The sequence below is a fragment of the Solimonas terrae genome (assembly GCF_011067135.1).
In the GTDB taxonomy this organism is placed as follows: domain Bacteria; phylum Pseudomonadota; class Gammaproteobacteria; order Nevskiales; family Nevskiaceae; genus Solimonas; species Solimonas terrae.
On record NZ_JAAMOW010000001.1, the window covers coordinates 761,144 to 786,783 of the forward strand.

A 25,640-nucleotide genomic window follows, 5' to 3' on the forward strand; every position below is an offset into this window, starting at 1 on the left:
AAACGAAAAAACAGCGGCAGCGCAGCCGCCGGCGGTGCGTGCCAACGTCGTCGAGGCCAAGCTCTATCCGGGCATTGGCACCGGACAACCGCTGGCGCGGCCCAAGCTCGATCCGCCGCCGGAACTGCGCCGTGGCGAGGCCAGCGTCGCGCTGATCTGCGCGCCCGCCGGTTATGGAAAGTCGACGGTGATGGCGCGCTGGCACGAGCTGCTGCAGCACGACGGCCTGCAGTGCGCCTGGCTGTCGGTGGACGAGGACGACAACGACTCGACGCGCTTCCTGCGCCATCTGGTCGCCGCCTTCCAGGGTATTTCGCCGGACATCGGCCACGACCTGCTCGCGCAGCTGACGGTGACTCGAGACAGCGTCAAGCCACTGCTGGAATCGCTGGCCGCCGACCTCGCGCGCATTCCCGAGCGCGCGGTGCTGTTCATCGACGACCTGCATCTGGCGACGCACGACGAAGTGCTGGAAACGGTGCACTGGCTCATCAACTATTCGCCGCGCCAGTACCAGTACGTGCTCGGCTGCCGGCTCGCACCGAAGCTGCCGCTCAGCGGCCTGCGCGTGCGGCGCAAGCTGCTCGAGATCGGCGCCACCGACCTCGAGTTCAGCGCCGACGAAACCGCGGCATTCCTGTCGCTGCGCCTCGGCCGCCATCTCGCCGACGACGAGATCCGCCAGCTCAGCGGCAAGACCGAAGGCTGGGCCGCGGCGCTGGAACTGGTCGCCGCGGCGCTGCAGACGCAGGACGAGCAACAGGCGCGCGAACTGATCGCGCGCTTCACCGGCACCGATCGCAGCGTCGTCGACTATCTCGGAGAAATGGTGCTGGCCGGCCTCGACGGCCCCCTGCGCCGCTTCGTCGAATGCGTTGCGCAGTTCGAGCGCGTCGACGCCGGGCTGGCGGGCTGTGTCAGCGGCGAACCCGACGCCGCGCAGCGGCTCGCCGAACTGCAGGCGCGCAACCTGTTCCTGGTGCCGCTCGATCGCCACGGCGAGTGGTTCCGCTTTCACCATCTGGTCGGCCATTTCTTCCGCGAGCACTACCGGCGCCGCGCGCCCGACGAATGCCGCGCGGTGCTGATCGCCGGCGCCCGCTGGCTGTTCGAGCACGGCGAGATCGAAGAGGCGATCAACGGCGCGATCCGCGGCGAAGCCTGGCCGCAGGCAACCACCTGGGTCGCGCAGTCGGTCGACGAAATCATCTACCGCAAGGGTTATCACCAGACGCTGATGCACTGGATGCGCGAACTGCCGGAACAATGGGTCGACCAGTTGCCGGAAATCCGCATCAACTACGCGTTCGCCCTCGCCTTCCACACGCGTCGCGGCGAAGTGGAAGCGCAGCTGCACCGCCTCGCGCAGATCGTCGAACGTCTGCAGCAGGCCGACGTGCCGGACCAGCCCGCGATCGATGCGATCCGCAGCGCGATGGAATTGCAGGTCGCGATTTCCGTGGCCCTGCACGACGAGGGCATCGAGGCCCGCGACCGCGCCCGGGACTGGCTGCAGCGCTGGCCCGACGCGCCAGCCGTGCAGAAAGGCCACATTGCCAATGTGCTGGGTTTCGGCCACAAGACCGCGGGCGACATCGAGCAGGGTCTGGCCGTGATTGCGCAAGGCCGTCGCTGGCACGAACAGGCCGAAGGCCATTACGGCCTGGCCTGGAACGTCTACATCGAAGCGCTGCTGCACATGAAGCGCGGCAGCTACCGCGAAGCGCGACAGGTCAGCCTCGTCAGCCTCGAGCTGATCGGGCGGCATCTGAACGGCCATCGCGCGCACACGAGCATGATGCATACGGTGCTGGCAGCCGTCGCCTACGAATTCGACGAGATCGATCAGGCACAGACGCACATCGAACAGGCCATGCACAGCGTGCAGGACTACGGCCCGGCCGACGCCGTGATCCTCGCCTACCTGACGCAGGCGCGCCTGCGCTTTGCGCAGCGCGACGCCGCCACCGGCTACGCGATCCTGCACGAAGGCCAGGCGCTGGGCGCGCAGCGAAAACTCAACCGCGTGGTCGTGACGCTGGCCGCCGAGGAATGCACCTGGCTGGGTCGCGAGGCGCGCTACGACGACGCGCTGGCGGTCGCGCTGCGGTTCGAGATGCTGCGCGCCGACGACACCGCGGGCGGCGCAGCGGTCTCCAAGCTGCTCGCCGACAAGGCCTCGCGCATCGCCCTGCGCACACGGCTGCGCGACACGCCCGCCAGGGTGCTGGCGGTGCTGGCGCCGGCGATCGAACGCTGCACGCAGCTGGGTCTGCAGCACCGCCTCAGCGAACTGCTCGGCATGCAGGCGGTCGCCCATCGCCTCGACGACAACATGGCACAGGCGACGGCCAGCCTCGACGCGGCCATGCGCATCGCCGCGCCACGCCAGTATCTGCGTACCTTCATCGACGAGGGCCCGGAGCTGCAAGCGGTGCTGGAGGCGCTGGCGCAAGCCGGCAGCGCGATGCCCGAGACGCAGGCCTTCATCCAGCAGCTCCTGCAGGGACTGCGGCGCGACGCGGGGACGGACGCGACATCGCCCAGCGCCGCCTCGTTCGGCGAGCTGACGCGGCGCGAGATCAATATCATCAAGCGCCTCGAATCCGGCATGAGCAACAAGGAGATCGCCGAATCGATCTTCATCTCGGAGGGCACGCTGCGCTGGCACCTGCACAACATCTACGGCAAGTTGGGCGCCAAGAACCGTTCGGGCGCGCTGGTCGCGGCGCGCGGCATGGGGCTGCTCTGAGCGGACCGCTCAGCGCGAATCGGATTGCAGATCGCGCCAGACGCGAACCTGGAAACGCTTGACGACGGTGCGTGCCGGCGCGCCGCGCCACTGCAGGTCGAACAGGGCTTCACCGCGCTCGAAAGCCTTTTCGTTCCAGTCCAGCTGATTGCGCTGGCGCCAGCGCTGATGGGCCGCGGCATTGGCTTCCATCAGCGGCACGAAACAGCTCTGCACCCAGGCGAGCAAGGGGCCGAGATGGTCGCTGCAGCTGAGCGGGCCGCTGCTGCCGACATGACGGCCGGCGGCGATGTCGTCCAGCCAGGCGCGCAGACGCGGCGCGCGCAGGCGGATGCGCCACTCCGAAGACGGATCGCTGGTGTTCATGCCGAGTTGTCCGTACAGCGCGGCGTCGGCAAGCGTGAAGCGTTCGCCGAGCAGATACGGACGATGGCGCAGTGCGAAGTCGGCGGCATCGACGAGTTCGTCCCAGGCTTCTTCAAGCCGTTCGTGGGTTCCGGGAAAGCCGGCGCGCGCCGGCGGTTTCAGGAAACCGTCGTCCGGCCAGATCAGGCCCCCGTCGGCAACCGAGAACAGATACGGCAGGCGGCGTGTCTGACGCGCGGCGAAATGACGTGCGTAGACCGGCCGCAGCGGCGCCGGGATCAGACTGCGGAATTCGTGCGCGAGGCGTGCCCCGGCGTTGTTGTCCTTGCGCGACACCACCCAGCGATGGTGATGCACGCAGTACAGGCCGATCTCGTCGATGGCCTCGTCGATCAGACGACAGACATGACCCAGTTCCGGATCGTCCGGTATCAGCGCCGCCGCCGCAGCCGGCCTGTGCTCGTCGAGCCACCCGGCAATGCCACTGCTGTCGTAGTGCACGGCGCCGTCGTCGGTCAGCAGATACGGCACCAGCGGGTATTCGTCGAGCACGTCCGGTCCCGGCCAGCGCTGCACGCGGTGTCCTGCCTGTGCGCGCTTGATGCGCAACAGCAGACGCAGATTTTCCAGCGTGCCGCCACCGTCGGGACGGCGCACCGTCGCCAGGCCGGCGTAGCGGCACAGCGCCTCGGTCTTGAGGAAATACGGCGAGAGCTCGGAACCCCAGAGAACGGCAGTCATGACACTTGCATCGTAGCGGCTCGCAACGGTTGCCGGCATCGCCTGCCGGTGCGTCTTATTGCCCAGCGTTTGTAAACGCTCTGTAAAAACCGCGATCGATCACCACGCCGACCCCTAGCCTTTGTCGGCACCATCGACGAATCGGGACCTGCCATGAACGCCTTGCGCCGCACTTTTCTTGCCCTTGCACTGTTGGCCACGAGCGGCGCGCCATTGCACGCACAACCGTCGGATACCGCACAAGGTTCCGGTCCGCCGGCCGGCGCACCACCGGGCCCGCCGCCGGAAGCGGCGGCGGCCTGCGCGGGTCTGTCGGCCGGTGCCGCGTGTTCGTTCAGCGACCGCGGCGGCAGGACGATGAGCGGAAGCTGCGCCGACTCGTCATCGCAGGGCAATTCGTCGACGGCAAACCGCTCGGATGGCGCCCTCGCCTGTCGTCCGGCGATGGGAAGCCAGCCGCCGTCCGGCGGCCGTCGATAGCGCCGCCCGCCGTCGCCGGCAACGGCCGGAACGAGCGTTCCCGGATTTGCGCCGCTGCAGCGGCGGCGGGTCGCCGCAGTCAATCAGCCAGCGGCGGTCCCGAGCGCCTCGTTGAGCGTCTTGCTCGGGCGCATCACGGCGTCGAGCTTGGCCGGGTCGGCCATGTAGTAGCCGCCGATGTCGACCGGCTTGCCCTGCACATCGGCCAGCTCGCCGATGATGGTCTTCTCTTTTTCTTCCAGCGTCCTCGCCAGCTTCGCGAAGCGCTGCTGCAGTGCCTCGTCCTCGGTCTGCGCGGCCAGTTCCTGCGCCCAGTACATCGCGAGGTAGAACTGGCTGCCGCGATTGTCGAGCTGGCCGGTCTTCGGCGACGGATTCCTGTTGTTGTCGAGCAGCTTGCCGGTCGCGGTGTCCAGCGTCCGGGCGAGGATCTTGGCTCGCGGATTGCCGGTCTTGATGCCGAGGTCCTCAAGGCTCACCGCCAGCGCGAGGAACTCGCCCAGCGAATCCCAGCGCAGATGGTTTTCCTCGACGAGCTGCTGGACGTGCTTCGGCGCCGAACCGCCGGCGCCGGTTTCATACATGCCGCCGCCGGCCATCAGCGGCACGATCGACAGCATCTTGGCGCTGGTGCCGAGTTCCATGATCGGGAACAGGTCGGTCAGATAGTCGCGCAGGATGTTGCCGGTGACCGAGATGGTGTCCTGACCGCGAATCACGCGCTCCAGCGTGTAGCGCATCGCACGTACCTGCGACATGATCTCGATCTTCAGACCCTTGATGTCGTGCTCCTGCACGTACTTCACGACTTTCTGGATCAGCTCGTGCTCGTGCGGGCGATACGGGTCGAGCCAGAACACCGCCGGCATGCCCGAGTTGCGCGCGCGCGTCACGGCCAGCTTGACCCAGTCGCGGATCGCCGCGTCCTTGACCTGGCACATGCGCCAGATGTCGCCGGTCTCCACGTTCTGGGTGAGCAGCACCTCGCCGCTGTCGAGGTCGGTGATGTTGGCGACGCCGTCCTCGGAAATCTCGAAGGTCTTGTCGTGCGAGCCGTATTCCTCGGCCTGCTGCGCCATCAGGCCGACGTTGGGCACTGTGCCCATGGTCTTCGGGTCGAAGGCGCCATGCGTCTTGCAGAAGTCGATCATCTCCTGGTAGATGCGGGCGAAGGTCGATTCCGGCATCACGGCCTTGACGTCCTTCAGTCTTCCGTCCGCGCCCCACATCTTGCCGCCATTGCGGATCATCGCCGGCATCGAGGCGTCGACGATGATGTCGTTCGGCGAATGGAAGTTGGTAATGCCCTTGGCCGAGTCGACCATCGCCAGCTCGGGCCGATGTTCGTGGCAGGCGTGCAGATCGCGCATCACTTCTTCGTACTGGCTTTCCGGCAGCGTCTTGATCTTCTCGTAGAGCTGCGCCATGCCGTTGTTGACGTTGATGCCGAGTTCGTCGAACAGCTTGCCGTGCTTGGCAAAGGCATCCTTGTAGAAGATCTTCACGCAGTGGCCGAAGACGATCGGGTGCGAGACCTTCATCATCGTCGCCTTGACGTGCAGCGAGAACATCACGCCGGTCTTGTAGGCATCGTCGATCTGCTTTTCATAGAACTCGAGCAAGGCTTTCTTGCTCATGAACATGCTGTCGATGATTTCCTTGTCCTGCAGGGCGACCTTCGGCTTGAGCACGATGGTCTTGCCGCTTCTGGTGATCAGCTCCATCTTCACGTTGCGCGCGCGGTCGAGCGTCATCGACTTCTCGCCGTGATAGAAGTCGCCGCTGTGCATGTGCGAGACGTGGCTGCGCGACGCCTGGCTCCACTCCGCCATCGAGTGCGGATGCTTTCTGGCGTATTCCTTGACCGCCTTCGGCGCGCGACGATCGGAATTGCCCTCGCGCAGCACCGGATTGACGGCGCTGCCGAGCGCCTTCGAGTAGCGCTGGCGGATTTCCTTTTCCTTGTCGGTTTTCGGATTCTCCGGGTAGTCGGGAATCGCGTAGCCCTTGCCCTGCAGTTCCTTGATCGCGCTGTTGAGCTGGTTCACCGACGCGCTGATGTTCGGCAGCTTGATGATGTTGGTGTCCGGCAGCAGCGTCAGCTTGCCCAGTTCTGCCAGGTTGTCCGGCACGCGCTGCGCTTCGGTCAGATACTCCGGGAACAGGCCGAGGATGCGCGCCGCGACCGAGATGTCGCTGGTCGCGACCTTGATACCTGCCGGTTCGGCAAAGGTGCGGATGATCGGCAGGAACGCACAGGTCGCGAGCAGCGGCGCCTCATCAGTCAGGGTGTAAATGATGGTTGGCTGCTGTTCGCTCATGGTCGGCCTCAGGTCCGGGGAATATGGAACCCCGGACGACGCGTTCGCCGCTCAGGGTCAATGGTTCGCCCGCCATTGTATTACGGCCACGGCACCATGCCGCAGTCTCCGGATCATTGCCTTCCGGGAAAATGTCTGAAGGCCCCATCCGCTCGCTCCGGACGCGGGCCGGCCCGACGGTGGCGGCAAGGCCCACTAGCGAACAACGCTGTCGTGCATTTCGACCGGATGCTGCAGTGCAGCGCCCGCCAGGGTCACGATGGCCGCAATGCAGGGACCCCGCACCGCGCCGGCCGGAAACGGAGCGAGCGCAGCGCGGGGCCTGTGCCGGAGGGCTACTTCAGGATCACTTCGCGCATCATGTAGTCGGCCTTGATCGTGCGGATCGAGCCACGCTCCGCCTGCTCCTTCGAGGCCTTGGCCAGCGAACCGAAGATCTTCTTCTGCGTCGCATACTGCTCGGCGACCGTGCGGTCGAATACCGCCATGTTCGGATACTCGACGGCCAGCATCAGATCGCCCTCGCCGTCGCGCGGGTCCATGACGACCAGCACCTTGTAGCTCTTGATCAGCCCTTCTTTCTTGACCGCCTCTTCCTGCGCTTTCCACTGCGTGGCGAGCCAGTTCATGTAGTCGTCGAAATGACCGTCGACGGTCTTGACCTCGGTGAAATCCCAGACCGAGCCGTTCTCGTAGGACGGTGCGTCCGGATCGCCGGCGGCAAAGGCCGGCATGGCAAAGAACGAAAGCGCGGCGAGCGCGAGTTTGGATGCACGCATGGTGGTACCCCTCGATGATGAGCCACCGGTCTGGAGCCGATGCGTGGACCTTCGGCACGCCGCCCTGCCCCGATCTGCGCGCCTGGCCATCGACCCCCCGGTGTCCGAGTCTGTGGCCGGCGCCGAAACGCCGGCAATTGGACAAATTTGATCGCCGGATCATGATGTCGCACCGTATCGCGCGGCTTCGCGACATTCAGGTCAGTGGCAATGAACGACGCACGCAGCGCGTCCGCCGACGCGGACCCCAAGTCAGCCTGGCACGTCGTCATGTCGCAGCCGCGCTTCCCGGCCGCGGCGCGTCGGCTCGCCGCCAACATGCTGCAGGCCTGCGACGAGGATCAACGCTTCTGCGCGGTCAGCAAGGATGCCGGCCATTACGTCGCCGCCATGTCTGCCGCCTATCTGCACGGAGCCGGCGGCCTGACCCTGGCGCGACTCAAGACGATCTGTGCCGCGTCCGGTTTTCTCAGCGCCGGCCGCGCGCGATCGCTGCTGCAGTTTCTCGTGCATCTGGGCTACCTGCAGGCGTCGCAGGCGCAGGGACGTGCACTGAGCTATCTGCCGACGGCGCTGTTCCTCGCGGCCTGGCAACGGCATCTGCAGCTCGCGCTGCTGGCGGCGGCGGTGCTGGAACCATCGCTGCAGTCGCTGTGCGACGGACTCGACCAGCCGCCGATCTTCGCCGCCTTCCTCGGCATCCAGGCGACGCGCCTGTACACGCTCACGCAAAGCCCCGATCCGGTGCCGGGCCTGCGCGAGGCCTTTCTCCATCCGCGTGCCGGTACGCAGATCCTGTGGCTGCTGGCCGTGGCCGGTGAGCACGACCAGCCGTTTCCGACCGCTGCGCCGGTGCGGCTCAAGCTGAGCCGGATCGCGGCACGCTTCCACGTCACCCACGTCCATGTGCGGCGAGTGCTGCAACATGCCGAAAGCCTGGGCCTGCTGGAATACGACGGCCACGGCTCGGCGCAGCTGAGCGGGATCGGCCGCGACACGATCCGCCTGCACTTCGCGTTTCAGCTTGCCGAGCTTGCCGCCAGCGGCGCCGACACGCTGCGCGCACTGGCCGGCGTTGCGCAGACCCGCGCCAGCCGGGACGCCTGAACCGACGGACGCTGCCCCTGCGTCTCAGAGCCGGTAGTAGAAATCCGGCCCCGGATGCTCGCGGCCGTCGTCGAAACCGATCTCGTCCATGATCAGCGCATTGAGCTTGTCGTTGAGGCTCAGGATCAGCGCCTTGTGTGCTTCCGCATCGACCGCGAGATTGATGATCTCGTCCGGATCGGTCTGCGTGTCGTACAGCTCCAGCTGGTTGTAGCGCAGCAGCGTCTGCCAGTCGCGCGGGATGTGGTGCTGGGCCGGCGCGAAGTAGCGCGCGAACTTGTAGCGCCCGTCGTGCACGCCGCGGAACAGGCCGGGATGGGTCAGCACCGGACCGAGGTGGCCGTTCTTCATGCCTTCCTTGAACAGGTTCCACCAGCTCGCCATCTCCTGTCCGCGCATCATTGCCTTGGCGCTGTCCGGGTCGATGTACAGGGTGGTGTTGTAGTCGTACAGATGCCCTCGGCTGTCGCGCGTCGTGCGTGCGTTCGGATCGGCGACGGCTGCCGTGAGGTTGACACCCTTGAGCGCCGGATAACGCTGCGCGCGCGCCGCGTCGTCGAGGCCGGCGAAGGCCAGCAGGGTCGGCGCCAGATCGATCGCGCTGCCGAGCGCATCGGTCTGCACGCCGCCGCCGAGATCCGGATGACGGACCAGAAACGGCACACGCACGTTTTCCTTGTACATGTGCGGCCCCTTCTGGCGCAGGCGATGGGCACCGGCCATCTCGCCATGATCGGCGGTGTAGACGACGATGGTGTCGCCGTCGAGCTTCAGCGACTCGAGAGTGCGCAGCACGGTCAGCGCATGGCGGTCGACATCGCGTATGCAGTTGAAGTAGTAGCTCTGGTACTTGCGCCAGCGCGCCTCGTCGTCCGGATCGATGTGGCCGTAACAGGCATTGCAGAAGTCGACGTACGAGGTCTGCGCCCAGGGCTTGCCGGCCAGCGTGTCGAGGTAGTGGCTCTTCGGCAGCGGCAGGTCCCAGTGCTGCGTGTAGACACCCTCGACCGGCGGCGGCGACAACGGCGACAGAAAGTCGCGATCCAGCCGCGAGCGCGATTGCGCGTGATCGACATCGTCGAACCAGACCGCATCGTGCGGGTTGACGAAGTTGACCGCGAGAAACCACGGCCGATCGAGCGCGCGGCCGTTGTCGTACAGCCATTGGCTGGCTTCGGACGCGACCTCGCCATCGAGCTTGAAGCCGGCCCAGGTGCCGCCGTCGGCGATCGGTACGTCGCTGTGGTCGGAAAAGCCGAAGGGCTCGAGCGCGTTGCGGGCGCTGGGCTTGTGCCCGTAGCGCACGGCGTCATTGCCGCCGAGATCGGACAGATGCCATTTACCCTTGTACGCGCAGTAGTAGCCCTGCGCACGCAGCATGTGGCCGAGGGTCGGCACGTCCACCTTGAGCTCGGGAAACGGCGGCGCGCCGACATTGGTGGTCATGCCGGTGAGCTGGGTGTGCTGGCCGGTGTAGAGATTGGAACGCGACGGCGAACAAGGCGTGGTGTTGACGTTGAAGTTCCGGAAGCTGGTCCCGCGCGCGGCGATCCAGTCGTGCGCGTCGAGACCGAGGCCACCCGGCAGATCGAGACTGCTGCGCTCCTGGTCGGACATGATCAGCAGGATGTTCGGCCGTCGGCTCCGTGGCTTCGCAGCGCCGATCGCGCCCGCCGCCTGCGGCATCGCGTCTGGCGTTGCCGGCGTCGCCGGCGCACCGGACGCTTCGGCACTCAGCGTCGCGGCGCCGCCGGCGGCGATGGTCTTGATGAAATCACGACGATTCATGTGCAGGCCTCGCTTGATTTGCGCCCGGTGCGCGCCGCATCAGGCGGCGACCGCAGCACGATTTCCGATTCTTGCCACCATTACGCCACGGCACGCTTGCGTGTCGACGGCACACGGCGACGCAGCATCCGCTCGAGCAGGCCCGGCACCAAGCGCTTGCTCCAGTAGCCGGAGACGGCATCGCGACCGACGACGACCAGCCGCCGGTTGCGACGCACGGCGGCGAGCGTGCGCTCCGCGACGGTGTCGGCGCTCAGACGATTGCGCACGAACCAGTCGCTGACGAAGCGCCGCGTGCGCTCGTTGTCCATGCGCCCGAACAGGCGGAACTTGCCGGCGATCGGGGTCTGCACGAATCCCGGACAGACCGTGGTCACGCCGATGCCGCTGGCGGCCAGTTCGAGCCGCAGGCTTTCGCCGAGCGTGATCACCGCCGACTTGGTCGCGCCATACGCGGCGAGGCCGGGAAAGCCGAGCAGTCCGGCGGCCGAGGCGATGTTGACCAGATGGCCGCCACCATCGCCACGCTCGGCACGCGCCTGCATTGCCGGCAGCGTCGCCTGCAGCACGCGCAGCAGACCCAGCACGTTGATTTCGTGCAGACGCCGCCATTCGTCCATCGGCACGTCGCACAGCAGACCGCCGCTGACGATGCCGGCACTGTTGACGACCAGATCGGCCGCCACGCCCATCGCCGCAATCGCCGGCGCGAGCTTCTGCATCTCAGGGTCGGACGCGACATCGGCGACCAGGGTCTGCACCTGCGTGGCGCCGAGCGCGCGCAGCCGCTCGGCGGCAGCTTCCAGCGCCGCCTCGCCGCGGGCGACCAGCAGCAGTTGCGCCTGCTCGCGCGCGAGACGTTCGGCAATCGCCAAGCCGATGCCGCTGGAGCCGCCGGTGATGACACAGAGCTTGTTGTGGAACGAAGTGATCAAGCGCGCGAACTCCGGGACGACGGCCGGGACGGGAATGGACGGTGCATGGCGAGCGTCATGGACGCCGCGCCCAGATCGGCGAGGCCCAGGCGCGCTCCTCGATGGTCGCGAAGACATTGCGGCCCTTGAACGAGCCTGGCGCGCCGCTGATGCTGCAGCAGCCTTCGTAGCCCTGCCAGCCGCTGGCTTGCGTGAACATGCCATTGGCCGGATCGAGCGCCGAGCACTGCACACCGGCGTTGACGCACAGGTGAGTGCTCCAGCGGCAGCTCGGAATCTCGAAGGCGCGCGCGTAGTAGTACGCGTTCTGATTCGCTTCGAACTGCGGATCGTGCCAGACGGTGCAGAGGCGTTCGGGATGGCCGGCCGGCTGCACGCTGCAGTCCTGCTGCGAAGGCCGGCTGACGGTCGCCGATGTCCTGGCGATCGCATCGAAGACCTTGACGTGGCGCGCGCCGCTTGCGTCGCTCCAGCCCTTCACCAGATCGAGCTTCTGCAGCGGCAGGCCCGGCGTCTGATCGCCCGGGTCCTGCTGCGCCCAGACCACGATGTACGGCGCCTTGGCACCGGCCGGTCGCGACGGCAGGTCGCCGCCCATCACCGCGCCGGCGATCTCGCCGGTATCGACCGGATTGTCGCCCGCCGAAAGCCGGTCGCAGATGTCGGCCGGCGGCGGCGTCCAGCTTGCGAGCGTGCGGATGCGGATGCGTGGCCCGGAGGTGGCGAAGGTCTCGCCGCGCTGGAATGCGTCCCAGACCGCCTGGCGCGTGTTCTCCGGCGCCCAGACGCCGGCCAGACCACCCGGATTGAAGCCGCGCGCGCGATCGAGGAACTGGCGGTTCGTGCAATGCGCGGGATCGGCCGGGTCCTCGTTCTTGCCGTCGCAGGTCCAGTAGCCAAGCTGCGTGCGCGGATCGCTGTCGAGGATGCCGCCGTGGCCGGGGAAGTTCTGTTCGGCGATGTCGCCGGGATCGCCGTTGTGCGTATCCGATGAACCGATGAAGCCCATGTGCATCGGATTGACGCCGAGCACGTCGCGGATTTCCAGACCGTCGGCGAGGATGTTGCGCGCCATGTCAAGCGGCGCCACGCATTTCGGATCCGGGCCGGACGTGCCGTCGTGACCTTCGGTCTGGCAGACGCCGGTGGCGAAGGTCGGCGCCAGCGTCAGGTGGCAGAAGTCCGGATCGCGTTGCGGATCGCCGCTGCAGACCTGCCTGCACTCCGGCGGATCGCTGGCGAGGCCGCGACAGACATTCTTGGCCAGCTCGAAGGTACAGCTCGGATCGAAGCGGTCTTCGTACGGCCCGAGGCCGACAGCGCATTCGGAATTGCCCTTGTGCTGATGGATCTCGATGATGCGGTCGTACTTGGCGCGCAACTCGGCGTCGGCCAGCGTCAGCGGTGCCGCGTCACGGCCTTGCGGCAGGCCGGTCGCCGGATCGATCGGCAGGTACATCGCACCGTTGCTCTGGTTCGAGTTGTGCGGGATCGTCATCGTCCGACAGCCCTGCGCCGGATCGCAGTTCTGTTCCAGATAGTCGTAGATGCGCCAGTCGTCGTTGGCATTGCTCGAGGTCTGCTGACCGGTAGCGAGCGCGACCAGATCCTCCGGCGTCGCCACATGCGCAACGTCCGCCGGCAGGTTCGTGCCGGTGAAATAGACGTCGCGGTGGATCATCTGGCTGTGCTTCTGCGACGTCCACTCGTAGCCCGGGAATGTCGAGAAGCTGCAGGGCAGGTTTTCCTCGTCGGCGATGTTCAGTTCGTCCTGCCAGGGAATCGACGTGACGATCGGCACCGGCGCGAACGCCGCGGTCAGTACCGTGAACGCCGCCGGCTGATCGCCGTTGACGATGGTCGTGATGTTCTGGCGCAGATAGTCGCCGACCAGATTGCACGCCGGATTGGTGCCGATCGGCAGACTGCCGTCGGCCTGGCACAACAAGCGCCAGTCGCCGAGGAAATCGGAATGATCGGTGACGGCGGCGAAGTCCAGCGGCCGGTCGAGCTGGATCGTCCGACCCGGCGTGTACGGATCGGTCTCGCCCGCCGGCAGCCTCTCCGGCTCGCCCTTGGCGAAGCGGTAGGCCTCGCGCGGACCGTTGAGGCCGTTGAAGAAGTAGGCGTCGACCGAGTACAGCGTGTGCACGTGCATGTCGCCGAAGTAGGCGTTCTTGCGCGTTGCCGTCGCGCCGTCGCAGGTCACGTTGGCGGTGAACGGCGTGCCGCCGTCGGCGCCCGCGTCGGTATCGGGGGCCTGGCTGCTGCCGCAGCCGCCGAGCAGCAAGAGCCCGGCGAATAGCGCACGACGCATGATCCGGTCGGTCATGGAATCTCCTCGTCCTGCAGGGGCGCCGGCTGTGGCAATGGCGGCGCGCCGGAAAAATCCCGTCTGAGCCGGGCCAGCGCCTCGCGCAGCACCTGCTGCTGCTGCGCCTGCCGGTAATCGACTCGCAGCCGCGGGCGCGCTTCGGCAAGCGTCAACACCCTTGCCGGCTCGACATCGGTGATGCGCAGGAAGTGCAGCCCCAGGGGCGATGCCAGTGGCCCTTGCCACTGTCCGCGTGGCAGACCGACGACGGCCTTGGCCAGGGCGTAGCCGAAATCGGCCTCGATCTGCGTCACGTCCAGACGCTCGAGATGCGAGCCGCGCGGAAACGGATCACCGAGCCGGGCGTACTGCTCCGGGTTGGCACGCAGAACCGTGGCGACATGCTCGGCAGCGGCCTGCAGGCCGGTGCCATGTTCGCCGCGGCTCAGATACACGGCATCGAAGCTGTAGCGCGCCGGCGCCTGGTAGCGCTCGGCGTGCTGCGCGAGCCAGGCCGCCAGCGTCGCGTCGTCCGCTGCCGGCACGGGATGCTCCTGCAGCAAGGCGTCGCGCATGCGCTGCACCAGCTCGCGCCGCACGATCAGGTCGTCCATGGCGTAGCCGCGGCGCAGCGCCTCGCGGAACAGCAGCTCGGCATCGTTTGCCGGGGTTGCCGTCGCGGACATCGCGGGCGCCGCGGGCGCAAAGCCGACGACGCCGCAGCGGCCCAGCCACCAGGCCAGCGCCAGCAGCAGCATCACGACAGCGACCGCCAAGAGCGCCTGCAGCAGCTTGCGCATTCCTCCCCCCAAGGTCCGGCGCGCGTCGAGCGAGTCGAAGGCGCTTCGGCCGGACCGGATACGCCGGTTCGATGGACCGGCACTTGCCGCCATTAAAAGTCTTTGGTTTACACTGTGTCAATATTAAGCCTCGAAAGCGTCCCTGCGAAGCACGTCGAGGCGACATCACAAAGGGAGGGAAAAATGAAATTTCCGAAGATTCTGCTTGCGGCGATCGTCGTGCTCGGCATCGTCGCCGCCGTCGCCGTCAACGTGCCCGCCGTACAGGATCGCCTGATCGGTCGCGTGATCCGCACCAACATCGACAACCATGCGCGCGTTGCGCAGCTGTTCGCCGACGACGCGCTGCGTCTGCTGGTCTGTGGCAGTTCGTCGCCGCTGCCATCACCCGACCGCGCACGCCCCTGCCTCGCGGTCATCGCCGGCGGGCGCTTCTACGTCGTCGACACCGGCTCCGGTTCATGGAACACGATGGCACTGCTGCGCATGCCGGGCGAGCGGATCGGCGCGGTGTTCTTCACGCACTATCACTCCGATCACATCGGCGACCTCGGCGAACTGAACATGCAGACCTGGGTAGCCGGCCGGCCGATGCCCTTGCCGGTCTACGGCCCGGCGGGCGTCGAATCGGTGGTCGCCGGCTTCCAGCAGGCCTATGCACTCGATGCCGGCTACCGAACGGCGCACCACGGCGCCGACTTCCTGCCGCCGGCGCTCGGCATGATGCAGGCCCATGTGCTGACGGTCCCCGACGACGGCACACCGGCGACGGCGTTCGAGGACGGCGCGCTGAAAGTCAGCGTGTTCGCCGTCGACCATGCGCCGATCCATCCGGCGGTCGGCTATCGTTTCGACTACAAGGGGCGCTCACTGGTCATCAGCGGCGACACGGTGAAGACGCAATCGGTGATCGACGCCGCGCGCGGGGCCGACCTGCTTGCGCACGAGGCCCAGAACAACGATCTGGTCAAGCGCATGCACGATGCCGCCGAACTGCTCGGTCGCACGCGCTACGCGAAGATCTTCCACGACATTCCGAGCTATCACACGACGCCGGTCGAAGCAGCCGAGGTCGCCAACGCAGCCGGCGTCCCGCTGCTGCTGATGTATCACCTGACGCCACCGCCACCGAACCGGATCGCCGAGCGCGTGTTCCTGCGCGGCGTGTCGAAAATCCGCGACCATGGCGTGGTGCTCGCGCGCGACGGCATGTTGATCGAGCTGCCGCTGGCCGGCGGCGAGGCACGCGTCAGCGAGCTGCGCTGAACGGCGTGCAAGAAAAGGCCGGCGTGATGCCGGCCTTTTCCGTCGACGCAGGCAAGGTTCAGTCGAAGGGGTTGCGCAACACCATGGTGTGATCGCGATCCGGGCCGGTCGAGACGATCGCGATCTCGGTTTCGGTGACTTCGGCGATGCGCTGCAGATAGGTGCGCGCCTTTTCCGGAAGGTCCTCGTAGCGCGTCACGCCGTAGGTGTTCGACTTCCAGCCCGGGAATTCCTCGTAGATCGCTTCGACCTTGGCGAAACCCTCGGCACCGATCGGCGGCACTTCGACCGGCTGGCCGTTGACCTTGTAGCCGGTGCAGATGCGAATGACGTCGAGATCGTCGAGCACGTCGAGCTTGGTCACGCACAGGCCGGTGACGCTGTTGTTGAAGATCGAGCGGCGCGCGGCAACGGCGTCGAACCAGCCGCAGCGACGCGGACGCTTGGTGACCGTGCCGTACTCGGCGCCCTTGTCGCGAATGTGCTGTCCGATCTCGTCGCCGAGTTCGGTCGGGAACGGGCCGGAGCCGACGCGCGTCGCGTATGCCTTGACGATGCCGAGCACGTAATCGAGTTCGCGCGGGCCGACGCCGGTGCCGGTCGCCGCACCACCTGCCGTGGTGTTCGACGAGGTCACGTACGGATAAGTGCCGTGGTCGACGTCGAGCAGCGCACCCTGCGCGCCTTCGAACAACACGTTGTCGCCGCGGCGCAGATGCAGGCGCAGCAGTTCGGTGACGTCGGCGACCATCGGCTTGATGATGTCCGCGAATCCGAGCAGCGACTCCAGGGTCTGCTGGAAATCGACCGGCTCTTCCTTGTAGAAGTTCTGCAGCACGAAGTTGTGATACGCCAGCAGTTCGCCGAGCTTGGCCGCCAGCTGCTCGCGATGGAACAGGTCGCCGATGCGCACCGCGCGGCGCGCAACCTTGTCTTCGTAAGCCGGACCGATGCCCTTGCCGGTGGTACCGATCTTGTTTTCGCCGCGCGCGAGTTCGCGCGCCTGATCGAGCTTTGCGTGCACCGGCAGCACCAGCGGCGCGGCTTCGGAAATGAACAGACGGTCGCGCACGGTTGCGCCGGTCGCCTCGACTTTCTCGATCTCCTTGACCAGATCGGGCAGCGACAGCACGACCCCGTTGCCGATCAGGCAGGCCGTGCCCGGCCGCATGATGCCGGACGGGATCAGATTGAGCGCGGTCTTGACGCCATTGATCACCAGCGTGTGGCCGGCATTGTGGCCGCCCTGAAAGCGCACGACGGCCTGCACGCGATCGGTGAGCAGATCGACGACCTTGCCCTTGCCTTCGTCGCCCCATTGAGCGCCGATGATGACAACTGTCTTACCCATGGTTCGGCTCCAGGCGCTCAATGGGGCAATGCCCCCGTTGTCCTGCGTTCGCGTCGAGACGCGAGCTGGGCGCGCCGATGATGACAACTGTCTTACCCATGGTTCGGCTCCAGGCGCTCAATGGGGCAATGCCCCCGTTGTCCTGCGTTCGCGTCGAGACGCGACCTGGGCGCGCCGATGATGACAACTGTCTTATCCATAGCACTTCATCCTGTCTTACCGAATCGGCACCGGACGGCGCCTGTTGAGTTCAGGCGCCGAGGCGCAGCAATTCATTGAGGTCCGCCGAGAAACCGGTTGCCGGTCGCGGCGCACCGAATTCATGGCCGACGCCGTCGTAGCGACCGCCGCGCGCAATCTCGCGGCCGTGACCCGGCACGAACGCGGCGAACACGATGCCGGTGTGATAGCGGTAACCGCGCAGCTCGGCAAGGTCGAGATGGATCGGCAGCTTCGGCATTTCCGTGCGCAGTTCCCTGACGATCTTGTCGAGCAGCTGCAGTGCCGCGACCACGTCGTCGCCGATGCCTTTCAGCACCTCGACGGCCCGCGTCAGCACTTCGGTACCGCCATTGAGATCGAGCAGGTCGGAGATCGCCTTCGCAGCCCGCGGCTTCAGGCCCCGCGCCTTGACGAAGTCCTGCAGATCCGGATGCGACTTGCGCTGCACGATGTCGAACAGCGCAGCCTCTTCGTCGGCCGGCAGGCCCAGCTTGCCGATCACCGCGCGATAGATGCCGACGTGGCCAAGATCGAGATGGACATGCCTGACGCCCGACAGCTTCAGCGTCTTGAGCATCACGCGCAGGACTTCCAGATCGGCGGCAATGCCGGCTTCGCCGAAAATCTCGCAGCCGACCTGCCGCGGCGAGCGTGGCCCGCCGAGACTGCCCGCCTGCGAACGCAGCACGGTGCCCAGGTAGCACAGCCGCACGATGTCGCGATCGCCGTAGTGACGCGCGGCGATGCGCGCCGCCTGCGGCGTCATGTCGGCGCGCAGGCCGAGCAGGCGACCGCTTTCCGGGTCGGTCAGCTTGAAGATCTGCTGTTCGATGTCCTGCGCGGTGCCCGTCAGCAGGGCATCGAGGTGCTCGATCAAGGGTGGATGCACGAGCTCGTAACCGCTCTTGCGGTAATGGTCGAGCAGCTTGCGGCGCAAATCCTCGATCTGCCACGACACGGGCGGCAAGGCCTCTTCCACACCGACCGGCAGCATCCACTTCTTCATGTGTTCTGCGATTTCCCTTTGCTCGAACTGCTTACACGAACTGCAGGACGACGAGCCCGGTCACCATGCTCGCCAATCCGATCAAGCGCATGGTGCGGTTGTCGAATTGCGCGATCGTGAACAGCGTGCGCCGCCACTGCGACGGTACCGCGAACGGCAACAGACCTTCGATCACCATGACCAGCGCCAGCGCACGCAGAAGCTCATGCCAGTCCGGATTCACGGCGTCCCGTTCTTGAACAGCTTGAAGAACGGACTGTCGGACTGCAGCACCATCACATCACCCTGTGCGCCCATGGTGTCACGATAGACGTTGAGCGTGCGGTAGAAGCGATAGAACTCCGGGTCCTGGCCATAGGCCTTGGCATAGATGTCCGCTGCCTTGGCATCGCCCTCGCCCTTCAACTGTTCGGCGGTCTTGTACGCATCGGCGAGCGTCACCTGCGCTTCGCGGTCGGCGGTCGCACGGATCTTCTCGCCTTCCTCGGCACCGCGCGCTCGCAGATCGGCCGCGACCCGTGCGCGTTCGGCGCGCATGCGGTCATAAACCGAATCGCTGACCGTCTTCGGCAGATTGATCGACTTGATGCGGATGTCGACGATGCTGATGCCGAGGTCCTTGACCTTGCTGCCGACCGACTGGCGCAGCGCCGACATGATGTCGTTGCGCTCGTCCGACACTGCCTGCTGGATCGTCCGCGAACCGAACTCGTCACGCAGGCCGCGATTGACGATGCTGGCAAGACGGTCCATCGCCACCAATTCCTGGCCGGTGGTCGCGCGGTAGTAGGTCGCCGAGTCGGCGATCCGCCACTTCACGTAGTAATCGACCTCGACATTCTTCTTCTCGACCGTCAGGAAGTTCTCGGTCTGGTTGTCGAGCGTCAGCACGCGGCCGTCGAACGTCTTCACGGTCTGCACGACCGGCAGCTTCACATGCAGGCCGGGCTTGAAGTCGGCCTCGGTCAGCTGGCCGAAGCGGAACATCACCGCGCGCTGGCGCTGGTCGACGACGAAGAAACTGTTGACCAGGGTCCAGGCCAGCAGCAGGACGATGCCGATCGAGATGAGCGTACTGTTCTTCATGGGCGGCTCCGGTCGCGCGAACGCGCACTATCGTCGTCGGATGAACTGCCGCTGCTGCTGCGCGGCGACGGTCCCGGCGCAGTGACATAGTCCGGGTCGCTGTTGTCGGTCTTGTGCTGCGCGTTCTTGATGATCTGGTCGAGCGGCAGGTACAACATCGGACTGCTCTTGTCGGCGTCGATCAGGATCTTGCTCGAGCCGCCCAGCACGCTGCGCATCATGTCCAGATACAGGCGTTCCCTGGTGACCTTCTGCGACTTGCGGTACTCGGTCAGCAGCTGGTCGAAGCGCGACGCATCGCCCTCGGCCTTGGCCACCACCTGATCACGATAACCGGTCGCCTCGGCGATCTGCCGCGCCGCGGCGCCACGCGCGCGCGGCAGACGATCGTTGGCATAGGCCTCGGCTTCGTTCTTCAGGCGTGCCTGATCTTCGCGTGCCTTGATTGCATCGGCGAACGAGGCCTGCACCGGCTCCGGCGGCTGCGCCTGCTGCAGGTTGACTTCGGTCACTGCGAGGCCGGCCTTGTACTGGTCGAGCAGATCCTGCAGCACACGCTTGGTTTCGTCGGCCACTTCCTCGCGACCGTCGGTGAGGATGAAATCCATCTTGCTCTGGCCGACGACCTGTCGCACGGCGGCCTTGGTCGCCTGCTTCAGCGTCAGGTCCGGTTCGGTGATCTGGAACACGTAGTCTTCGACGTTGGAGACGCGGTACTGCACGGACAGTTCGACATCGACGATGTTCTCGTCCTGCGTCAGCATCGTCGCTTCCTCGCGCACCGAGCGCACACCGGTGACGTTGACGACCTCGACGCTTTCGATCGGCCATGGCAGATGCCAGTTCAGGCCCGGCGAGGTGGTGCCGACGTGCTGACCGAAACGCAGCACCACGGCGCGCTCCTGTTCGTCGACGACATACATGCCGGACGCCAGCCACAGCAGCACGATCAGCAGCGCGGCAAGACCGACGACGCCGCTCGGCAGCTGCTTCGGCAAGCCACCGCTGCCGCCGCCGCCGCCCTTGCCGCCGAAACGTTCCTTGAAGCGCTTGAGCACTTCATCGAGTTGCGGCGGCTTGTTGTCGCCCCGCTTGGGCCCTTGATTCCATGGGTCGCGGCCGGGGCCGGGCTCATTCCAAGCCATTGAAGACTCCTCAATCCTGGTATTCGTGCTTAATGCCCGCGCTGCCGTGCGGGCGAAACGAGATGGCGTCCGGCGCCGGATTCCGGCTCTTGCCGATGCTGATGCAGTCTCCAGCGAGACGCGAATTTTAGGGAGAAAGCTCCCATTCCTCAACGACATGCGGTGACGGCGGCGGTGTCACGCCAGCCGCCGCGCAAAGTCCCTGCAGGCGTGCGTAAGGCATTGCGACCTGCAGATGAAAGTTCCCGTGCTCGTCAATGCGCTCGGCACGCACGGCATGATGGGTGAACAATTGCGCACGCAGGCGCGCTGCGGACGGCGGCAGGCTCAGTTCCTGTACTTCGAGACGCGGCAGCAGGCGCTCGGCGATCGCCTCGCGCAACAGCTCCAGTCCGAGGCCGTCGCGCGCCGACACGTATACCCGCGTCGGCACGCCGAACTCGTCGCGCTCGATGCGCGGCTGCTCGTCGTCGCGCAGATCGATCTTGTTGAAGACCTGCAGGCACGGCACTTCTTCGGCGCCGATCTCCTGCAGTACTTCCTCGACCTGGACGATGCGGCTCATGCGCTCGGGGTCGGCGGAATCGACGACATGCAGCAGCAGCTCGGCGTCGCGCGCCTCTTCCAGCGTCGCGCGAAACGCGGCAACCAGATCGTGCGGCAGATCGCGGATGAACCCGACCGTGTCGGCCAGCAGCACGGTGTCGCCGCTGGCCAGCGGCAGGCGCCGAACCGTGGTGTCGAGCGTGGCGAACAGCTGGCTCGATGCGAACGTCGCGTCGCCGGTCATCGCATTGAACAAGGTCGACTTGCCGGCGTTCGTGTAGCCGACGATCGACGCCGTCGGCACGTTGTTGCGCACGCGCGACGCACGGTTCTGCGCGCGGCGGCCACGCACCGTCTCCAGATGGCGCTTGAGGGTCGCGATGCGGCCCTTGATCAGACGACGATCCATTTCCAGCTGGGTTTCGCCCGGACCGCGCAGGCCGATGCCGCCGCCACGTTGACGTTCGAGATGGGTCCAGCCACGGATCAGACGCGTGGCGACATGCTGCAGCTGCGCGAGTTCGACCTGCAGCTTGCCTTCGTGCGAGCGGGCGCGCGTCGCGAAGATGTCGAGAATCAGGCCGGCACGATCGAGCACGCGCGCCTTCACCAGACGTTCGAGATTGCGTTCCTGGCTCGGCGACAGCGCGTGATTGAAGATCACCAGTTCGGCGCCGGAAGCGGCGACGGCATCCGCGACTTCCTGCGCCTTGCCGGAGCCGACGAACAGGCCGGGATCGGGATCGCGGCGCGAGCCGCCGATCGTCGCGATGATGTCGGCGCCGGCCGAGCGGGCCAGCTCGATGAATTCCTGGCGATCCGATTCGAAATCGGCGCCCGGAAATTCGAGATGGACCAGCAGGGCCTTCTGGCCCGCTTTCGGACGTTCAAACATGCGTCAGCTCAGGCGTCTCGGCAGCACGACGGCCGCAACGCCCGGGCCGGCGCGGCAGCTCAAGTCGATGCCGACTCCGCGGCGGCTTCGCCGTCGCCGTCGCCTTCGTAGATGCGCACGGCGCGAGCCGGCACGACCGTCGAGATGGCGTGCTTGTAGACCATCTGGCTGACGCTGTTGCGAAGCAGGACAACGAACGAATCGAACGACTCGATCTGGCCCTGAAGCTTGATGCCATTGACGAGGTAGATGGAAACCGGGATGCGTTCTTTGCGCAGGGCATTGAGAAACGGTTCTTGTAGCGTATGACCTTTCGACATCGGATTTTCCCTATTGTGTGCCCGTGCTTACGTGGCCCGGACGGTGTTATCGCAGGAAAGTTTAGCACTGCTTATGGCGATTCGCTGTTGTCGGCGGCGCGAAAATGCGCTAGGGCCGCCTCGAGCAGTCCATCTTGGGCCGGATCGAGCCAATTCAAGTCCGGTTCCGAACGCAGCCAGGTCAATTGCCGCTTGGCGAACTGCCGGGTCGCGGCAATGCCGCGTTCGACGGCCTCCTCGCGGGAGCACTCACCTTCCAGGTGCGCCCACAGCTGCCGGTAGCCGACAGCGCGAATCGCCGGCAGCTCCGGATGCAGATCGCCGCGCGCGTGCAGGCGCGCCACTTCGTCGAGAAAACCGTCGGCCATCATCGCGTGAAAGCGGGCGGCGATCCGTCCATGCAGTTCGCTGCGGGCCGGTGGATTCAGCGCCAGACGGCACCAGCGTTCGCGCACCGGCTCGCCGCCGCCGCGGCGCGCGTAGAACGCGCTCGGCGTGGTTCCACTCACGGCAATGATCTCCAGCGCACGCTGGACGCGCTGTTGATCGTTCGGATGCAGGCGCGCGGCGCTGTCGGGGTCAAGCGCCGCCAGCCGGGCATGCATGGCCGGCCACCCCAGCCTTGCCGCGTCGGCCTCCAGTTGCGCACGCACGTCGGCGTCGGCCGCCGGCAGCTCGCTCAGTCCACGGGTCAGCGCGCGGAAGTACAGCATCGTGCCGCCGACCAGCAGCGGCACGCGTCCGCGGCCACGGATTTCGGAAATCAGGCGCCGCGCATCGACCGCGAAGCGCGCCGCCGAATACGACTCGGCCGGATCGAGGATGTCGATCAGGTGATGCGGCACGCGCGCGCGCATCGCGGCATCCGGTTTCGCCGAGCCGATGTCGAGGCCACGGTAGACCAGAGCCGAATCGACCGACACGATCTCGACCGGCAGCCGCTCCGCCAGCGCCAGCGCCAGCCCGGTCTTGCCGGACGCGGTCGGGCCCATCAGCAGGATTGGCGGTGAGTTCGGTTCGGACGTCATGGCGCAATTATCATGCGTCGCAACGTCCGCGAGCATCGCCGGCCGGACCGTGATCGCGGTGACGGCAACCGCGGCGCAGGCTCGGCTCCCGATTGATCTGGCCGGCGTTTGTCCCGACTCGGCGTGACATCGAGTCACCCCTCGCCTTTGCCAAACGCTCCATGCCCGGCCGCGCTGAAGCGCTTGCGAGCGGTGCTCGCAACACGGTGACGCCATCCATGGCGCGACCTCGGCCCCTGATTGGTCCCCGGGCCGGGCATCCATGCCCGGCCGCGCTGAAGCGCTTGCGAGCGGTGCTCGCAACACGGTGACGCCATCCATGGCGCGACCTCGGCCCCTGATTGGCCCCCGGGCCGGGCATCCATGCCCGGCCGCGCTGAAGCGCTTGCGAGCGGTGCTCGCAAAGCAGCGCTTCAGCGCCCCCTCAGAAACAGGCGATCGAGTTCGGCCATCGTGATCTGCATCCAGGTCGGGCGGCCGTGATTGCATTGACCGGCGAGATCGGTGCGTTCCATGTCGCGCAGCAGGCCGTCCATTTCCGCGAGCGTGAGACGGCGGTGTGCCTTGATCGCCGATTTGCAGGCGACGTCGGCGAGCACGCGGTGCTGGGCGTCGAGCGCCTCGTCGAAATGACGCTCGCTCTCGCGCTGCGTTTCGTCGCCGACCAGTTCGCGCAGCAAGGCGCCGACGTCGCCGCGTGCCAGCAGCGGCGGCACGGCCCGCACGAGGATGCTGGCCGGCCCGCTGCGATCGAAATCGAAACCGTATCGCTTCAGCGTGTCGCGTTGCGCTTCCAGCGCGTCGGCCTCGTCTTCGGCCAAGGCCAGTACTTCCGGCACGAGCAGCGCCTGTGCCGGAATGCCGCCATCGGCAAGCTGCCGCTTGAGTCGTTCGTACAGCACGCGCTCGTGCCCGGCGTGTGCGTCGATCAGCACCAGCCCCTGGTCGTTCTGCGCAAGCACGTAGATGCCATGCACCTGCGCGAGCGGGGTGCCGAGTGGCCGCGCGTCGGACGCGCCGACGGCAGCGGCGGGCGACGACATCGGCTCCGGCGGCTTCCAGTTCGCGGCGGCATATCCGGGCACTGCCGGTTCGCGCAGGTCGAGGCGCGCGGACTGGCGCCAGACCGATACTGCCGCGCCGCCCGGCGCCACGTAGCCCGGCATCACGGCCGGCATCGGCTCGGCGGCGAGCTGGATCTGGTGATGCCGCTCCGGCTCCGGCCGCAGCCGTCGCAGCACCTGGTGCACGGCACCGAACAGCAGGTCGTGCACGCGCGTCGCGTCGCGAAAGCGCACCTCGGTCTTCTGCGGGTGCACATTGACGTCGACCGACGCCGGATCGACTTCCAGATAAACGACGTAGGCCGGGTGATGCGTCGAGTGCATGACGTCAGCGAACGCACGCTTCAGCGCGAACGCCAGCAGGCGATCGCGCACCAGACGACCGTTGACATAGACGTACTGCAGATCGGCCTGATTGCGCGCAAAACTCGGCAGGCCGATCCAGCCCGACAGGCGCATGCCGAGCCGGCTTTCGTCGATCGCCGTCGATTGGGAAACAAACTCGTCGCCGCAAATCTGCCGCAGCCGCGCCAGACGGCCTTCGTCGCCGACGGCCGGTGCCAGATCGAGAATCACGCGCCGGTTGTGCCGCAACACGAAGCCGACATCGAAGCGCGACAGCCCGACACGAGAAACGGCCTGCTGGACCTGACGGAACTCGGTTGCCTCGGACTTCAGGAACTTGCGCCGCGCCGGCGTATTGAAGAACAGGTCACGGACTTCGATCGTGGTGCCGAACGGATGCGCGGCCGGTCGCGGCGCGATGTCATCGATCTGTCCGGCGCCGCCCAGTTCCCAGGCGTGCTCCGCGTCGGGCGGCCGCGACAGCAGCCTGAGCCGCGACACCGACAGAATGCTCGGCAGTGCCTCGCCCCGAAAACCCAGCGTGGCGACGCGCTCGAGATCGTCGAAGCTGCCGATCTTGCTGGTCGCATGCCGGGTCAGGGCCAGAGCAAGCTGATCAGCCGCGATGCCCCTGCCATCGTCGCGAATGCGGATCAGCGCCGCCCCACCCTGCTCGATCTCGATCTCGATCGCGCGCGCGCCGGCATCGAGACTGTTCTCGACCAGCTCCTTGACGACCGCGGCAGGGCGCTCGACGACTTCGCCGGCGGCGATCTGGTTGACGAGGGTATCGGGGAGAATGCGGATCATGGGAAAGTCTAAACAGATTCCGGTTGCGCCCGGCGAAGTCGTCGAGCGCAGCTCAGGGTCGCCTTCCCTGGCGCAACCGCAGCGCCTGATTCAGCCCCGGCCCGGCCATCCCTGGCCGGGCGTGAAACGACGCGCGAAGCTGCGCTTCGCAAGCGCGCCGTTTCACCCGGCGG

General features: G+C 66.6%; 19 protein-coding genes. 3 read left to right on the forward strand and 16 right to left on the reverse strand.

Annotation, left to right across the window (positions count from 1 at the left end; genetic code table 11):
• The first annotated feature begins 34 nt into the window (after positions 1 to 34).
• Complete coding sequence (locus G7Y85_RS03495; protein ID WP_166251678.1) at positions 35 to 2,752, forward strand: winged helix-turn-helix domain-containing protein; 2,718 nt, start codon at positions 35 to 37, stop codon at positions 2,750 to 2,752.
• Between the two features lie 9 nt (positions 2,753 to 2,761).
• On the opposite strand, the gene G7Y85_RS03500 is transcribed toward G7Y85_RS03495, so the two are convergent.
• The 3 genes from G7Y85_RS03500 to G7Y85_RS03510 all read right to left on the reverse strand — a co-directional run bounded on the left by G7Y85_RS03500 (position 2,762) and on the right by G7Y85_RS03510 (position 7,439).
• Positions 2,762 to 3,859, reverse strand: a complete 1,098-nt coding sequence (locus tag G7Y85_RS03500) for a glutathione S-transferase C-terminal domain-containing protein (RefSeq protein WP_166251681.1) — start codon at positions 3,857 to 3,859, stop codon at positions 2,762 to 2,764.
• Positions 3,860 to 4,422: 563 nt separating this feature from the next.
• The gene (locus tag G7Y85_RS03505) at positions 4,423 to 6,660 is read right to left on the reverse strand and encodes an NADP-dependent isocitrate dehydrogenase (protein WP_166251684.1); all 2,238 of its coding nucleotides are present in this window, start codon (positions 6,658 to 6,660) and stop codon (positions 4,423 to 4,425) included.
• Between the two features lie 335 nt (positions 6,661 to 6,995).
• A complete protein-coding gene (locus tag G7Y85_RS03510; RefSeq protein WP_166251687.1) occupies positions 6,996 to 7,439 on the reverse strand; it encodes a hypothetical protein in 444 nt (147 codons plus the stop codon).
• A gap of 210 nt (positions 7,440 to 7,649) precedes the next feature.
• Here G7Y85_RS03510 and G7Y85_RS03515 point away from each other — a divergent pair, with 210 nt between their 5' ends.
• Entirely contained in the window at positions 7,650 to 8,546 is an 897-nt protein-coding gene (locus tag G7Y85_RS03515) for a helix-turn-helix domain-containing protein (protein ID WP_166251690.1), read from the forward strand.
• A 24-nt stretch (positions 8,547 to 8,570) separates the two neighbouring features.
• Here G7Y85_RS03515 and G7Y85_RS03520 read toward each other — a convergent pair whose 3' ends face one another.
• The 4 genes from G7Y85_RS03520 to G7Y85_RS03535 all read right to left on the reverse strand — a co-directional run bounded on the left by G7Y85_RS03520 (position 8,571) and on the right by G7Y85_RS03535 (position 14,383).
• A complete protein-coding gene (locus G7Y85_RS03520; protein ID WP_206675471.1) occupies positions 8,571 to 10,334 on the reverse strand; it encodes a sulfatase family protein in 1,764 nt (587 codons plus the stop codon).
• Between the two features lie 80 nt (positions 10,335 to 10,414).
• Positions 10,415 to 11,269: an SDR family NAD(P)-dependent oxidoreductase gene (locus G7Y85_RS03525; RefSeq protein ID WP_166251694.1), complete on the reverse strand. Its 855-nt coding sequence runs from the start codon at positions 11,267 to 11,269 to the stop codon at positions 10,415 to 10,417.
• A 55-nt stretch (positions 11,270 to 11,324) separates the two neighbouring features.
• Positions 11,325 to 13,601: a DUF3604 domain-containing protein gene (locus G7Y85_RS03530; protein WP_166251697.1), complete on the reverse strand. Its 2,277-nt coding sequence runs from the start codon at positions 13,599 to 13,601 to the stop codon at positions 11,325 to 11,327.
• Entirely contained in the window at positions 13,598 to 14,383 is a 786-nt protein-coding gene (locus tag G7Y85_RS03535; RefSeq protein ID WP_166251700.1) for a peptidyl-prolyl cis-trans isomerase, read from the reverse strand. Before G7Y85_RS03535 ends, G7Y85_RS03530 begins: the two co-directional genes overlap by 4 nt.
• Before the next feature lie 183 nt (positions 14,384 to 14,566).
• Here G7Y85_RS03535 and G7Y85_RS03540 point away from each other — a divergent pair, with 183 nt between their 5' ends.
• Entirely contained in the window at positions 14,567 to 15,649 is a 1,083-nt protein-coding gene (locus G7Y85_RS03540) for an MBL fold metallo-hydrolase (RefSeq protein WP_166251703.1), read from the forward strand.
• 58 nt (positions 15,650 to 15,707) lie between these two features.
• On the opposite strand, the gene G7Y85_RS03545 is transcribed toward G7Y85_RS03540, so the two are convergent.
• The 9 genes from G7Y85_RS03545 to mutL form a co-directional block, all read right to left on the reverse strand.
• Positions 15,708 to 17,000 carry an adenylosuccinate synthase gene (locus G7Y85_RS03545; RefSeq protein ID WP_166251706.1) on the reverse strand — a complete coding sequence of 431 codons (1,293 nt, stop codon included), beginning with the start codon at positions 16,998 to 17,000 and terminating at the stop codon, positions 15,708 to 15,710.
• Between the two features lie 250 nt (positions 17,001 to 17,250).
• Positions 17,251 to 18,228 (reverse strand): ATP phosphoribosyltransferase regulatory subunit, encoded by a 978-nt coding sequence (locus G7Y85_RS03550; protein ID WP_166251709.1) that lies wholly within the window; start codon positions 18,226 to 18,228, stop codon positions 17,251 to 17,253.
• Positions 18,229 to 18,259: 31 nt separating this feature from the next.
• Positions 18,260 to 18,451, reverse strand: a complete 192-nt coding sequence (locus tag G7Y85_RS03555) for a DUF2065 domain-containing protein (protein WP_166251712.1) — start codon at positions 18,449 to 18,451, stop codon at positions 18,260 to 18,262.
• Complete coding sequence (gene hflC / locus G7Y85_RS03560) at positions 18,448 to 19,314, reverse strand: protease modulator HflC (protein WP_166251715.1); 867 nt, start codon at positions 19,312 to 19,314, stop codon at positions 18,448 to 18,450. Before hflC ends, G7Y85_RS03555 begins: the two co-directional genes overlap by 4 nt.
• A complete protein-coding gene (gene hflK / locus G7Y85_RS03565) occupies positions 19,311 to 20,459 on the reverse strand; it encodes an FtsH protease activity modulator HflK (RefSeq protein WP_166251718.1) in 1,149 nt (382 codons plus the stop codon). The genes hflC and hflK overlap by 4 nt, the downstream gene beginning before the upstream one ends.
• Positions 20,460 to 20,586: 127 nt before the next feature.
• Complete coding sequence (gene hflX, locus G7Y85_RS03570; protein ID WP_166251721.1) at positions 20,587 to 21,900, reverse strand: ribosome rescue GTPase HflX; 1,314 nt, start codon at positions 21,898 to 21,900, stop codon at positions 20,587 to 20,589.
• A gap of 59 nt (positions 21,901 to 21,959) precedes the next feature.
• Positions 21,960 to 22,220, reverse strand: a complete 261-nt coding sequence (gene hfq / locus G7Y85_RS03575) for an RNA chaperone Hfq (protein WP_166251724.1) — start codon at positions 22,218 to 22,220, stop codon at positions 21,960 to 21,962.
• Between the two features lie 71 nt (positions 22,221 to 22,291).
• Positions 22,292 to 23,248: a tRNA (adenosine(37)-N6)-dimethylallyltransferase MiaA gene (miaA, locus tag G7Y85_RS03580; protein WP_166251727.1), complete on the reverse strand. Its 957-nt coding sequence runs from the start codon at positions 23,246 to 23,248 to the stop codon at positions 22,292 to 22,294.
• A gap of 413 nt (positions 23,249 to 23,661) precedes the next feature.
• On the reverse strand, positions 23,662 to 25,467 hold the full coding sequence (gene mutL / locus G7Y85_RS03585; protein ID WP_166251730.1) for a DNA mismatch repair endonuclease MutL: 1,806 nt from the start codon (positions 25,465 to 25,467) through the stop codon (positions 23,662 to 23,664).
• Between the last annotated feature and the right edge of the window lie 173 nt (positions 25,468 to 25,640).